Origin of the sequence: Pseudoalteromonas sp. OF7H-1, assembly GCF_022347825.1 — a bacterium.
GTDB classification, from domain to species: Bacteria; Pseudomonadota; Gammaproteobacteria; order Enterobacterales; family Alteromonadaceae; genus Pseudoalteromonas; species Pseudoalteromonas maricaloris.
The window spans coordinates 1-13,101 of sequence record NZ_JAKRFX010000003.1; the positions used below are offsets into that span (position 1 = coordinate 1).

Below are 13,101 nucleotides of genomic sequence, written 5' to 3' on the forward strand. Positions count from 1 at the left end.
AAGGCACAAGGGCGCGAATACATCAAAGAGGCCGAGGTAGCACCTCATCAAGAGCCCGGATATAAGCACGCAATCACACTAATAATGCTAAAAGTGGCTTGTACAATTGGAGGAGTCCATATAAGCGAGTTTACCTCGCGATGGTTTTCAAGAGATAAAAATAAGGCCGCGGTGGGCGGCCTGTATCGGTTATTCTTCGGTATCTGCGCTGGCGTCATTATCTTCTGGTGTCTCGACACCATTGTGCTCCAGATCATAGCTATCAACGCGCTGTAATCCGCGCGGTAACTTATTACCTCTGCGCCCTCGCTCACCGTAATAGTGTTCTAAATCACTTGGCTTTAAGGTTAGCTTGCGCTTACCTGCATGCAAGGTAACAGAAACGCCTTCAGGTACTACCGCTAACACTTTGACAAACTCTTCACGGCTTTGCACCTTCGCGCTAGGGATAGAGATAATCTTATTCCCCTTACCTTTACCAAGTTTAGGTAGATCACGTAACGGGAATAGCAGCATTCTGCCTTCGCTCGAAATCGCCATACACATATCAGTGGCAACATCAAATACCTGAATTGGTGCCATCAAATGGGCACCTTTTGGCACGCTAACAAACGCTTTACCATTTTTGTTCTTGCTCACCATATCCGCAAAGTCACTGATAAAGCCGTAACCACCATCAGTCGCCATCAGATAAGTCGATTTCTCTTCGCCCATGACCACATGTTCAAAGTTACATCCTGACGCCAAGTTAAAGCGTCCCGTCATCGGCTCGCCCTGACTCCGAGCTGAAGGTAAGCTATGCGCATCGGTTGCAAAGGCTCGCCCTGAGGTATCTAAGAACACCGCAGGCTGATTACTCTTACCTTTGGCCGAGGCTTTATAACTGTCACCTGAGCGGTAGCTTAGTCCTTCGGCATCGATATCGTGGCCCTTCGCAAAACGCGCCCAGCCTTTCTCAGATAGCACAACAGTTACAGACTCTGATGGGATCAAATCCTTTTCGCTAAGCGCTTTGGCTTCACCACGCTCAACTACCGGTGAGCGTCTATCATCGCCATACAACTCAGCAGCTTCTTGGATTTCTTTTTTCATCAATGTCGACATGCGACGCTCTGAACCTAAGGTTTTTTCCAATCCATCACGCTCTTTTTCAAGCTCATCTTGCTCACCACGGATCTTCATTTCTTCAAGCTTTGCAAGGTGGCGTAATTTCAGGTCTAGAATTGCTTCAGCCTGCTTATCTGAAAGACCAAAACGCGCTATCAACTCTTCTTTTGGTTTGTCTTCGTTGCGAATGATTTCGATGACTTCATCGATATTCAAAAATGCAATCATCAAACCTTCAAGAATATGCAAACGCGCAAGCACTTTGTCTAAACGATACTGCAAACGTCTACGCACCGTTTCACGACGGAATACTAACCACTCAGATAAAATCTGACGCAAGTCTTTAACTTGTGGACGCCCGTCTAAACCAATCATGTTGATGTTAACACGGTAGTTCTTTTCAAGATCCGTCGTGGCAAATAGGTGCGCCATTAATGGCTCGACCTTAACTCGATTTGAGCGCGGTACGATGACGATACGCGTCGGATTTTCATGGTCCGATTCGTCACGTAAATCCGCTACCATAGGGAGTTTCTTCGCTGTCATTTGCGCTGCTATCTGCTCTAGCACCTTGGCACCCGAACATTGGTGCGGCAACGCGGTGATCACCACTTCACCTTGCTCTTCGGTGTACACAGCACGCATCTTGATTGAGCCACGACCTGTGGTGTAAAGCTTTTTGATCTCTTCTTGCGGCGTAATGATTTCCGCATCGGTTGGATAGTCTGGCGCTTTGACCAATTCTAGAATTTCTTCTAGTTCGGTTTTAGGCTTATCCAATAACAAACAACAAGCTTCAGCAACTTCGCGTACGTTATGCGGCGGAATATCGGTTGCCATCCCCACTGCAATACCTGTCACCCCATTCAGCAAGATATGTGGTAAACGCGCGGGTAACACTTGTGGCTCATCTAAGGTGCCATCAAAGTTAGCGGTCCAATCAACCGTACCTTGACCAAGCTCTTTCAGCAGTATTTCTGAGAACTTAGATAAACGCGCCTCGGTATAACGCATCGCAGCAAATGATTTAGGATCATCCGCAGCACCCCAGTTACCTTGGCCATCCACCAGCGGATAGCGATAAGAAAACGGCTGCGCCATGAGTACCATAGCCTCATAACAAGCACTGTCGCCATGAGGGTGATATTTACCCAATACGTCACCGACGGTACGGGCAGATTTTTTGTATTTTGCTTGAGCAGACAAGCCCAGCTCACTCATCGCATATACAATACGACGTTGTACAGGCTTCAGGCCGTCACCAATATGTGGCAACGCCCTATCCATGATCACATACATGGAATAGTTCAGGTAGGCGTCTTCAGTAAAACGCCCCATCGGAAGTTGTTCAATGCCTTGCAAGGACAAGGCTTGAGGATCTGTCATGTTACACCTTACTTGTTGTTGTAGCTGATGCGATATATCGCATTGGCGTAATCATCGGAAACGAGCAGGCTACCGTCATCGAGCTCTGCAATTGCGGCTGGTCGACCATAGGTTGTTTCGTTTTCCATAAAGCCGGTAAGGAAAGGCTCATAGCCCCTAATTTGGCCATCTTGCACGTTTGCTCGCATTACTCGATAGCCCACTTTTTTGCTGCGGTTCCAAGAACCATGTTCAGCAACAAAAAGCTGATGCTTCATTGCCTTTGGAAATTGCTCGCCACGGTAAAAGTGAATGCCCAGCGGTGCAACGTGCGCTTGTAGTGCAAGGGCTGGCATAGCGTAATCAGTCACCGATTTACCCTCGCCAAACTCAGGGTCTAGCACGCTGCCGCCATGAACATACGGGAAGCCAAAATGCTGACCTATTTCGTCAACACGGTTGATTTCACATGGTGGAATGTCATCTCCCATCATGTCGCGACCGTTATCGCTAAACCATAACTTTCCGGTTACTGGGTGATAATCAAAACCCACTGAGTTACGCACGCCTTTGGCAATCGTCGAAAGCTTTTTTGTCTCAAGATTTAGTGAAAATATACGGCCAAACTTAGGGTCTTCGGCACAAATATTACAAGGCACGCCAACCGGAATGATCAGTTCGCCTTCAGGCGATACTGTTAGGTACTTCCAGCCGTGGTGACGTTTGTCAGGCAAATCATCGAACACCACTTCTTTTACCGGTGCCTTAAGGTTTTTTGCAATTTGCTTAAAACGCACAATACGCTCTACTTCAGCAACGTATAAGTCACCATCTTTTAGGGCAATACCGGAGGGCATATTCAGCCCTTCTGCAACCAAAATTTTCTTGTCGGCTACGCCATCACGGTTATTGTCAATGAGTGCGTGAACTTTACCCGCTTTGCGAGAGCCAACATACACAGTGCCATCTTTGCCCACCGCCATTTGTCTTGCATTTTCAACATCTTTCGCAAAATAGCTCAGCTCATACCCTTTAGGTACTGAAAGGCGCGAAAGCATATCGTTTGCCAGCGCTGGTGAGCTTAATAACGCAACTGCCAGTGTCGTCGCTACCGTGGTCAATTTGCTATGTATTTTCATGTTAAACCTCTGCCTTATCTCCGTGCTGCTCAAGCCAAACTTTACGGTCGCCAGAGCGCTTTTTAGCTAACAGCATATCCATCATTTCGAGGGTTTGTTCAGGCTCATCTAATGTCAGCTGAACTAAACGTCTAGTATTTGGATCCATGGTGGTTTCACGCAATTGCAACGGGTTCATTTCACCCAACCCTTTAAAGCGCTGTACGTTGACTTTACCGCGTTTCTTTTCGGCCTCAATACGATCTAATATGCCCTTTTTCTCATCTTCATCAAGGGCGTAGTAAACTTCTTTACCAACATCAATCCGAAATAGCGGCGGCATGGCAACAAAAACATGGCCCTTACGAACAAGCTCAGGGAAATGCTTCACAAAGAGTGCGCATAATAAAGTTGCAATGTGAAGCCCGTCAGAATCCGCATCCGCGAGGATACATACTTTGCCATAGCGCAAACCTGATAAATCTTCAGAGTCTGGGTCAATACCTAAGGCAACAGAAATATCATGTACTTCTTGCGAGGCTAAGATCTGTCCAGATTCCACTTCCCAAGTATTTAGGATTTTACCGCGCAGTGGCATGATTGCTTGAAACTCACGATCTCGTGCTTGTTTTGCCGAGCCACCTGCTGAGTCCCCTTCCACCAAAAAGATTTCTGAGCGTTCGGTTTCACTTCCAGAACAATCGGTTAATTTACCCGGTAAAGCTGGACCCGAAGTGACTTTTTTACGAACCACTTTTTTCGCAGCACGCAAACGTTTTTGCGCATTGCTGATACACAGCTCAGCAAGTAACTCTGCCGTTTCAGTGTGTTCATTTAACCATAAACTAAAGGCGTCTTTGACAATGCCAGATACAAAGGTAGCGCAAGAACGTGATGACAGCTTTTCTTTGGTTTGACCGGCAAATTGTGGATCTTGCATTTTAACCGACAAGACATAACTACAGCGGTCCCAAACATCATCAGGCGTCAGTTTAACGCCACGCGGGATCAGGTTTCTGAACTCACAAAACTCACGCATTGCTTCAAGTAAGCCTTGGCGTAACCCATTTACATGAGTCCCGCCTTGCGCCGTTGGAATAAGGTTTACGTAGCTTTCAGCGATAGATTCGCCGCCCTCTGGCAACCAATGAAGCGCCCAATCAACCCCTTCGGTTGAGCCACTGAAACTGCCTGTAAATGGAGATTTCGGCAGCACTTCATAGCCTTCAGCGCTGTCTTTTAGGTAATCTTCAAGACCTGCCTCATAGTGCCATTCTTGCGTTTCTTTCGTCTGTTTATTTACAAAACGAATCCTAAGCCCAGGACACAATACAGCCTTAGCTTTGAGCAAGTGGTTTAACTTAGTAATTGAGAAGTTAGCTGAGTCAAAATAACTCGCGTCGGGCCAAAAGTGTACTGAAGTGCCGGTATTACGCTTACCAACGCTGCCGGTCACTCTTAAGTCTTCAACTTTATCGCCGTTTTCAAATGCCATTTCATAGATTTGCGCATCGCGTTTAACGGTAATTTCGACTCGAGTCGACAACGCATTAACAACCGATATACCCACCCCATGAAGACCACCAGAGAACTGGTAGTTTTTATTGGAAAACTTGCCCCCAGCATGAAGCTTGGTCAGGATCAATTCAACCCCAGGCACGCCCTCATCTGGGTGAATGTCCACGGGCATACCTCGACCGTCATCGATGACTTCAAAGGAGTTGTCTTCATGCAAGATCACGTCAATCTTGGTGGCATGTCCAGCTAAGGCTTCATCGACACTGTTATCGATAACCTCTTGGCCTAAATGATTAGGTCTGGTGGTATCGGTATACATGCCAGGACGGCGCTTAACTGGCTCTAAGCCATTGAGTACCTCAATAGCTTCGGCATTATAGTTTTGCTGACTCATAGGCTAGTTCTAGTTATCTTTTTATCCGCTAGTATATGCACAACGTACAGTTTTGAGCAGAGCTTTGTGCATAAATTCTAATTTTTGATAGTTAAAAATTTGGTGATGGTGTCAAAATAGCGTGGAAATTCAACAAAGCTATGATCCCCACCAAACTCAATAATTTGACGACAATGACTATAATAACGCACCGCCTCTGCAAAAGGCAGCACCTCGTCGCCCGTTTGTTGCAATAATAGCAAGTTTTCTGGATTACTAAGCTGCTCGACATACATGGATTTTAACGCATCAATATGTTCATAATGCAGCTCATAATGACAGTCCTGATAAGGATTGTATTGTGGTCCAAGGTAGTCATTTAATAATGAAAAAGGCCTAACTGCAGGGTTTATCACCACCGCTTTACAGCCAAGATGTTGCGAAAAATAGGTGGCGTAATAGCCGCCTAACGAGCTACCTAACAACACAGTATCAGAATCAATGACGCTATCCAACTGTGCCAATGCGACTCTCGGGTCATAATGTAGTCTTGGGACAAGGTATGGCGTTTGTTTATCCATCATATATTCACCAAACGCCGTCGCTTTATAGGATAGCTCAGAGCTATTAAAGCCGTGAATATAAACTACTTTCCGAGCCATTTTACCTCTGTTGTTATAGCGCTTTTACTAAATACGATGACACGATAAGCGGGACCCAAATCAGACTGATACCAGTCCTTTGTGTGCTTATCAAATTGGATTGATGTTGCAGGCGTAGCGTAGATAGGTAAAGTGCGAAATTGTTGTTGATATTCATTATGCACATGACCATGAAATAGCCCTAAGACTTGCTCTGAATCCACCAACAGGTTTAACAGTGCAGGACCATTTTCGAGCATATGTTTATCTAAATAGCCATCTATCGGCCTAGGATGGTGGTGAGCAAATACAATCGTATTGTTGATCTTATTGTTAAGCTTGTCTTTGAGCGCACCTAAATGTGACTTAGCACACCATCCGGCGGGTGTTTCACCTTTTGAGTTTAACAGTAACACCTGCCCAAACGGACCTGTGATGCATTTATGACGGACGATTTGCCCAGCACTTATTTCTTCGAGTAAAGCTAGCTCGTCGTGGTTACCCGGCACCCAAAGCACAGGACATTGCAACTTACTCTCTCTCACTAAACGGGCAAACTCTTGATAAGAAGCCGCACTGTGATCTTGTGTTAAATCACCGCCAAACACCAAACAATCAAAATGCTCTTTTGCCATCGCGGCGAGAGTGCGTTCAAGGTTAGCGGCGGTATTTACCGCAAAATATTCCCCAGAGGGCATGGCAAACAAATGACAATCCGTAAAATGGCCAATACGAATTTGCGCTTTATCGAATTGCAGCTCAAGATCAAACCAAGCCATTGTTTACATCCCAGTTTAAATGCACGCGGCCTTTTTCTAAACACACCATAAGCCAATCAGCTAAAAACGCATTTATTTGATACTTTTCATCTTTTTGGTGCATATCAGGATTTGGGTAGCCATAGGATGGCTTTATTCGACGATGATAATCACGGTGAATTACTTCAGCCACTTTAGCATCATGGTAGAGGCGCACAGACAAAGAGAAGTGTGGTAGATGGGCGCTTACTGTCGCCATCTGCTCGATGTGAATGTCCGTTGTGTATTTACTGACTCCAGCTACGCTCAAACTGTATCGCGCAGAGGCTAAGTCAATCACTCGACTCTCACCGACCACTTCTTCAGGTAGCAATTTTAGCGCCCGTAAATAATTACGTTCGCACAGCGTGATGTAACGGGGCAGAGATTGAATATACTGCTTTGAGCTCAGCACTTGTGACAAAAATACGACTCCTAAACTGCTTCTATATCCGCGCTTTATTTAATGCCAACCATTGTAGACTAATAACAGTGGCAGCGTTATCGATTTCCTCATTATCAAGACGTGCAAGGGCTTCATCAAGTGGCATCACATGCACTTTGATATCTTCACCTTCTTCAGCCAGTCCATAAACCCCACCCGCTTCAGATAAATCAGCAAGCGCTAAATACAAATATAGTCGTTCTGTTGTACCACCTGGGCTTGATAAATAAGAGCGCATATAAATGAGCTTATCCAGCTCAAGTCCAGCTTCTTCTTTGGCTTCTTTTCTTGCTACACTCTCATAATCTTCGCTCCCTTCAGCCATCCCTGCAATGCATTCCAAAAGCCAAGGGGAATTTTTTGAAGCCAACGCCCCTATGCGAATTTGCTCAATAAGCAACACGCTGTCTGTAATAGGATCATACGGCAATATTGCAACCGCATGACCACGCTCTAATATCTCGCGAGTTATCGGCTCTGATACCCCACCATTAAATAAGGCGTGAGTAAATTGGTACTTGTGAATGGTGAAAAAACCATTGAAGATTGTTTCTATTGAAGAAACATTGACGTCGACTTTGTTGAATTGACTCAAAGGTTTCATAAAATAATCCTGTATTTTTTAATAGCAACGGTTTAAAAGCTAACCAATCGCCCTTATAGTAGGGTCATACCTGAATAAGTAAACGAAGTCGTTTACCTTTAACTTTTTCCACTTTACAATACCCAAGTGGTATTAATATATTCTGTTACACTTGTTGGCGATGTTTTACGCATTTGGTCTTTAATTGGGCCGCAAAAACAGGGTAACATGCTGACAGTATAAAAATTGTCTAAGGACTGAGCGAAAAATGAAAAAAACTCTACTATCATTAGTTGTTGGGTTGTCGTGCGCACTTTCAAGCAGCCTGTCCCACGCGGAAGACCTACTGCAAGTATACGACATTGCAACGGCTAACGATCCTACCGTATTAAAGGCTAAAGCGCAGGCTGATGCGCAAAAATATGCACAAGACCAAGCGTTAGGCGTATTGCTACCTCAGCTTGGCTTTCAAATGAGTTATACCGATGTCACATCAGAAGGCGCCCTGAACGATCAGCATGATGGTACTGGTTACACTTTACATGAGTCTGACACTGACACTTTTCAGCGTTCAATCTCTTTGAACCAAACCATCTTTAATATGGCATCTTGGCAAGGACTATCGATTGCCGAAAAGCGTGCTATGCAAGCGGCAACACAGTATGAACAACAAAAGCAAACTCTAATCGTCCGTATCGCTGAAGGTTACTTTAATGTGCTAAGCGCATTAGATAGTCTAGAGTTCGTACAAGCAGAGAAGCGCGCTATCGAACGTCAGCTTGAACAAACGAAGCAGCGCTATGAAGTCGGATTAACCGCGATCACGGATGTGCATGAAGCAAGAGCGCAATTTGACCGTGCAGTTGCAGACGAAATCATAGCTGGTAATGCTGTTGAAACAGCACGTGAAACATTACGTACAATTACGGGTAAGTATCACGCTAAGTTAGATAAGTTGAATACTGAAACCTTCTCAACAGTTAAGCCCACGCAAAATACGAACGATTTTATCGAGATTGCAAAAGCGAAAAACTTAGACCTTCAAGTTGCAAAATCCGCGGTTGACATCGCAAAAGACCAAATAGATTTAGCAAACGCGGGGCACTACCCTACACTAAAATTAAACGCTACTTATTCTGATTCTTTAGCTGACAGTGCAGGTAGACAACACGCACCACGTAGTGACAGAACTTCAGTAGGTTTAACGTTGGACGTACCAATTTACACTGGTGGTCAAACCGTTGCGGCGACCGATCAAGCTCGTGCAAACTTTGTTGCTAGCAGCGAAGATATGGAAGCAGCAATGCGTAACATGACACGTTCAGTGATCACGTCTTATAATCAAGTGGTTTCAGACGTTGCAACTTACCGTGCGCTAGAACAAGCGGTTGTTTCAGCAGAAAGTGCATTGCAAGCAACTGAAGCGGGTTTTGATGTAGGTACTCGTACTATCGTGGACGTACTCGTAAGTACGCAAAACCTGTATAACGCGAAACGTAACTTAGCTGACATTCGTTATCGCTATGTACTTTCGTCGCTGCGCTTAAAACAAGCAGCAGGTACACTATCTCGTACCGATCTTGAAGCAATCAACCAAGGTTTAATTGAAGGCTAAGCACTTCGATTATCATCTCTGAAAAGGCCAGCTATGCTGGCTTTTTGTATTTTTACAGCAATATAGATAAACTAGCCGCTTCAATTAAGTCTTAGGTATATTACTTTGGTTACTCACTCACCTTTCAAATGGTCATTCTTAGCACCTAAATTTTGGCTGACTTGGCTTGGTGTTTTCGCCCTGTATTTAATCTCATGGCTCCCGCAAAGTGTTCAATTTGCACTGGGTAGAGGCCTTGGACGTCTAGTCCATAAATATATGAAACGTCGCCGTCATATTGCTGATGTCAATTTGAAACTTTGCTTTCCACACCTAACTGAAGCAGAACACAAAGCTATGCTCCTAAAAAATATGGAAAATACCGGCATAGCAACACTTGAAACGGGGATGGCGTGGTGGTGGCCAAAATGGCGCATCAATCAGGTGGTGGGCTCGATTAAAGGGCTCGAGCATATTGAAGCCGTGCAAAAACAAGGAAAAGGGGTACTTATGCTGGTCCCCCATATGTTGCATCTTGAGATGGCGAGCCGAGTGCTAGGCACAAAAATGCAAGGTGTTGGCTTTTATCGCCCACACAATAATCCACTTATGGAGTTTTTTATGACCCGTGGGAGACTGCGCTCAAATGAGTATTTAGTCACCAAGCGAGACGTCAAAGGGTTATTGAAAACGCTCTCGAGCAACCGCGTTTGTTATTACCTGCCTGATCAAGATTATGGCCGCAAGCGCTGCGAGTTCGCACCTTTCTTTGCAGTTCCTGATGCTGCAACAACAACTGGTACTTTATTATTTTCTGCGAGTAAAAAGGCTGAGACTTTAAGCTTACACTGTACGAGGGATGCGAAAGGGATGTATCATTTAGACATACAACCTATTTTAGAATCATTCCCAAGTGGCAATGATCTTGCGGATGTTACTCGCGTCAACGAGAGAATGGAGCAAGCAATCAATTGTGCGCCGGATCAATATATGTGGGTGCATCGTCGCTTTAAAACGCGACCTGATGAAAAGGCACCTTCACTTTATTAGGGCTTAGAGTCTTGGAGTAGTTTGAAATGGCTAAGAAGAAAAAAAATAAATTATCGTCAATCTGGTTTTGGACGAAACACCTATCACTAGGTGTGTTACTCATTTGGGCTGCCTACTATTTTCTTTTTGGTGCCTCTAAAGACATGAACTTTAGGGAAACCACCAATGTTGCAGCGCAAGGCCTGTCGCAATTTTACGAAAGCTTTAGAAATAGCATGAGCAATCGTGATACTGATCGTGAAAAGTACGTTATCACGCTCGGCAAGCCCACCTATCCTCTTGATGACGCACTAGCGCAAAGAGCGCTTGCTGTTAAGCCATCTAACCCTAAATGGACCGGTGAAAAACAACCAAGACGCTTTGATACTGGAGATACCCTAAAAGATGTGCTTACTAAGCAAGCCAAAGAAGAAGGTGTGGAACTGTTCTGGTATCTAGAGCGTGATTATGTGGTGAAATACAACTTCCGTCTTGATACCGACTTTGTTTCTGCACTCTATCAGGTTGGAACGGCGATAAACGACGACTTTGAATTTCAAGTCTATACATTTTTCTGTCCGCGAGAGCGTGCTGCGGTTATCACCGAAAACCCACCAATCTATGTACGTGAGAACTGTCGTAAGCTAGCGGGCTAACAAAATACAAGCTTCCTTTTAGGTCTTTATGCTTAAAGGAAGCATTCATAGCAATTAGTCTTAATACTTGCTCAATTTGAAGGAGCAAACCGGATGTTAAGTGTGTTAAAGCTTTCTCATTTTGAACAACCAAATAGCAAAGCTCTCGCCTGGCCTACATGGATGTTGGTATCTCGCGATAACAGGACGCAGTAGCGGTGTTATCAACAAAATTTTCTCGCCTCAAAATAGCTCACTAATTAAACGAATTGGTATTACACCAAAGCCCTACCCTTTAAAGAAAAAATAACCATATAAATCAAACAATTAAATTTATTCAGCACAATTACTCTTAATATAAATACCCTATTTCAACCATACTTCTAAAAGTTAATTTATATCGTTTAGCTCAATAAAAACACAAATAAAACTTTACAAAAAATAACAAAGGATCAAATATAGAAACAAATAATAAAAATAAAAAAACAATGAGCATCATGTTTAACACCTTGATTTCCTTTTTTACGGGCATTACTTTGGCTTCTGCTTATTTTATCTTCTCCACTAATCAGCCACAGGTTGCAGAGTCAATTAATAAAACTCATCTACAAACTATTAATACACTTCAAACAGAGTTAGCGCAGATCGAATCTAAAAATAGTGAATTGCAAAAGAGATTAGTTGAAAGCCAAACAAAGAGAGACTCAAACTTTACGAACTTAGATACCACAGACGAGCTTCAATCAACCTTCTCTCAACTGCCAAAACCTGAACTATCAGCGCCTCGCGCTGTTTCACTTGATAACTTGAAGGTTGTCAATGTTATGCCCACGGTCAGTCACTTGTCTGCCGAGATGGAGCTTGATGATGCTGAAAAAGTCGAATTACAAGAAGCCTTAATGGCAAAGGCAAATCAAGACTATGAGATCTGGGAGCATTATCAAGCGACAGCATCATTAGATCCTACGAATGTTTCTCAAATTCGAGCTGATTTCGAATATAAACTACAAAATAATGCCAAGTCTTTCGCAACAACCGTAAGCAGCTTATTAACCGCAGATCAAATTAAGCAATATCAAGCCTTTGAATTAAGAGAGCAAAAGCTGTTAGCAAGTCAAAAGTTAGCCATGTTACAAAATGAATTAAATAAAATTGAATTATCAGAGTATCAAAAACAAGAGGTATCTCGATTAAGTCAATCTGTTTTTAGTACGCCAAGTGATATCACGCTAGGTACCGCAGGCAGCCCTTATGCCAAGCAACAAGTTTCCACCGACTTTGAAAAGCTGGCTGAAATAAAGTCACTTTTCAATGAACAGCAGCTCCTACAGTTTACATACTGATCAAAGTTGCATTTAACTATAACTAATAATAAAGGAATAAAATGAAGAACTTTTATCTATCCGTATTAGGAACTACACTACTCGCATGTAGCTCAGTCTCTGAAGCCAGAATTGACTGCCCAGGAGGGCAAGGTTATTGGGATTATCAAACACGACAAGTTCAAGTTTGTGACACTGAAACGAGAACGGTTGAAACGACAAAAAGACATTGTAGCTATGGGGGTGTCACTTGGTTAGGCCATTTATGGCATGAACCAGACTTTCCACTACCAATGACAAGCTATGAAACAGGCTTGAGGATCATTGAACAGTCTAATGCTTGCCCTTCTAGCGTTTACACTTCAAGAACTGGAACTTATTGGTACACAGATCCAGAAGGAAGAAGGTGGATTAGCAATTACACTTACAGCGGTAATATAGGGTTAACTAACAACAAGCTAGTAACTACAACATCAACCGAGACAATTAAGACCAACTGCCGCACGGAAACTCAAACAGTGAGAGTGTGGCGTTGTGGCATGATCCCTTAACAGCAAATATTTGAAGTAAGGCC

12 protein-coding genes are annotated in these 13,101 nt (G+C 43.8%); 5 read left to right on the forward strand and 7 right to left on the reverse strand.

What is annotated here, in order from left to right:
- Window positions 1–189 precede the first annotated feature (189 nt).
- The 7 genes from parC to MHN30_RS04300 form a co-directional block, all read right to left on the reverse strand.
- On the reverse strand, window positions 190–2,493 hold the full coding sequence (gene parC / locus MHN30_RS04270) for a DNA topoisomerase IV subunit A (RefSeq protein ID WP_239358606.1): 2,304 nt from the start codon (window positions 2,491–2,493) through the stop codon (window positions 190–192).
- A gap of 8 nt (window positions 2,494–2,501) precedes the next feature.
- Complete coding sequence (locus MHN30_RS04275; protein WP_010379057.1) at window positions 2,502–3,611, reverse strand: PQQ-dependent sugar dehydrogenase; 1,110 nt, start codon at window positions 3,609–3,611, stop codon at window positions 2,502–2,504.
- A 1-nt stretch (window position 3,612) separates the two neighbouring features.
- Window positions 3,613–5,502: a DNA topoisomerase IV subunit B gene (parE, locus tag MHN30_RS04280; protein ID WP_239358608.1), complete on the reverse strand. Its 1,890-nt coding sequence runs from the start codon at window positions 5,500–5,502 to the stop codon at window positions 3,613–3,615.
- A gap of 77 nt (window positions 5,503–5,579) precedes the next feature.
- Window positions 5,580–6,143 carry a YqiA/YcfP family alpha/beta fold hydrolase gene (locus tag MHN30_RS04285; protein ID WP_130164756.1) on the reverse strand — a complete coding sequence of 188 codons (564 nt, stop codon included), beginning with the start codon at window positions 6,141–6,143 and terminating at the stop codon, window positions 5,580–5,582.
- The gene (locus MHN30_RS04290) at window positions 6,128–6,901 is read right to left on the reverse strand and encodes a metallophosphoesterase (RefSeq protein ID WP_239358610.1); all 774 of its coding nucleotides are present in this window, start codon (window positions 6,899–6,901) and stop codon (window positions 6,128–6,130) included. Before MHN30_RS04290 ends, MHN30_RS04285 begins: the two co-directional genes overlap by 16 nt.
- The gene (locus tag MHN30_RS04295; protein WP_010379051.1) at window positions 6,888–7,343 is read right to left on the reverse strand and encodes a DUF1249 domain-containing protein; all 456 of its coding nucleotides are present in this window, start codon (window positions 7,341–7,343) and stop codon (window positions 6,888–6,890) included. Before MHN30_RS04295 ends, MHN30_RS04290 begins: the two co-directional genes overlap by 14 nt.
- Before the next feature lie 22 nt (window positions 7,344–7,365).
- Entirely contained in the window at window positions 7,366–7,968 is a 603-nt protein-coding gene (locus MHN30_RS04300; RefSeq protein ID WP_239358612.1) for an NUDIX domain-containing protein, read from the reverse strand.
- A 247-nt stretch (window positions 7,969–8,215) separates the two neighbouring features.
- On the opposite strand from MHN30_RS04300, the gene tolC reads away from it, so the two are divergent.
- From tolC to MHN30_RS04325, 5 genes are all read left to right on the forward strand, one after another.
- A complete protein-coding gene (tolC, locus tag MHN30_RS04305; RefSeq protein ID WP_045989153.1) occupies window positions 8,216–9,562 on the forward strand; it encodes an outer membrane channel protein TolC in 1,347 nt (448 codons plus the stop codon).
- A gap of 105 nt (window positions 9,563–9,667) precedes the next feature.
- Entirely contained in the window at window positions 9,668–10,591 is a 924-nt protein-coding gene (gene lpxL / locus MHN30_RS04310; RefSeq protein ID WP_239358614.1) for an LpxL/LpxP family Kdo(2)-lipid IV(A) lauroyl/palmitoleoyl acyltransferase, read from the forward strand.
- Window positions 10,592–10,617: 26 nt separating this feature from the next.
- Window positions 10,618–11,226, forward strand: coding sequence for a TcpQ domain-containing protein (locus tag MHN30_RS04315; protein WP_017217000.1), 609 nt, complete (start codon window positions 10,618–10,620; stop codon window positions 11,224–11,226).
- A gap of 476 nt (window positions 11,227–11,702) precedes the next feature.
- Entirely contained in the window at window positions 11,703–12,548 is an 846-nt protein-coding gene (locus MHN30_RS04320) for an SsrA-binding protein (protein WP_239358616.1), read from the forward strand.
- A gap of 41 nt (window positions 12,549–12,589) precedes the next feature.
- Complete coding sequence (locus MHN30_RS04325; RefSeq protein WP_130164760.1) at window positions 12,590–13,078, forward strand: hypothetical protein; 489 nt, start codon at window positions 12,590–12,592, stop codon at window positions 13,076–13,078.
- The last annotated feature ends 23 nt before the right edge of the window (window positions 13,079–13,101 follow it).

Bases quoted from the DNA above. Each gene is read 5' to 3' on its own strand.
- parE (WP_239358608.1), bottom strand. From the start codon at position 5,502: ATGAGTCAGCAAAACTATAATGCCGAAGCTATTGAGGTACTCAATGGC.
- tolC (WP_045989153.1), top strand. From the start codon at position 8,216: ATGAAAAAAACTCTACTATCATTAGTTGTTGGGTTGTCGTGCGCACTT.
- MHN30_RS04315 (WP_017217000.1), top strand. From the start codon at position 10,618: ATGGCTAAGAAGAAAAAAAATAAATTATCGTCAATCTGGTTTTGGACG.
- MHN30_RS04320 (WP_239358616.1), top strand. From the start codon at position 11,703: ATGTTTAACACCTTGATTTCCTTTTTTACGGGCATTACTTTGGCTTCT.
- MHN30_RS04290 (WP_239358610.1), bottom strand. From the start codon at position 6,901: ATGGCTTGGTTTGATCTTGAGCTGCAATTCGATAAAGCGCAAATTCGT.
- MHN30_RS04300 (WP_239358612.1), bottom strand. From the start codon at position 7,968: ATGAAACCTTTGAGTCAATTCAACAAAGTCGACGTCAATGTTTCTTCA.
- parC (WP_239358606.1), bottom strand. From the start codon at position 2,493: ATGACAGATCCTCAAGCCTTGTCCTTGCAAGGCATTGAACAACTTCCG.
- MHN30_RS04285 (WP_130164756.1), bottom strand. From the start codon at position 6,143: ATGGCTCGGAAAGTAGTTTATATTCACGGCTTTAATAGCTCTGAGCTA.
- MHN30_RS04325 (WP_130164760.1), top strand. From the start codon at position 12,590: ATGAAGAACTTTTATCTATCCGTATTAGGAACTACACTACTCGCATGT.
- MHN30_RS04275 (WP_010379057.1), bottom strand. From the start codon at position 3,611: ATGAAAATACATAGCAAATTGACCACGGTAGCGACGACACTGGCAGTT.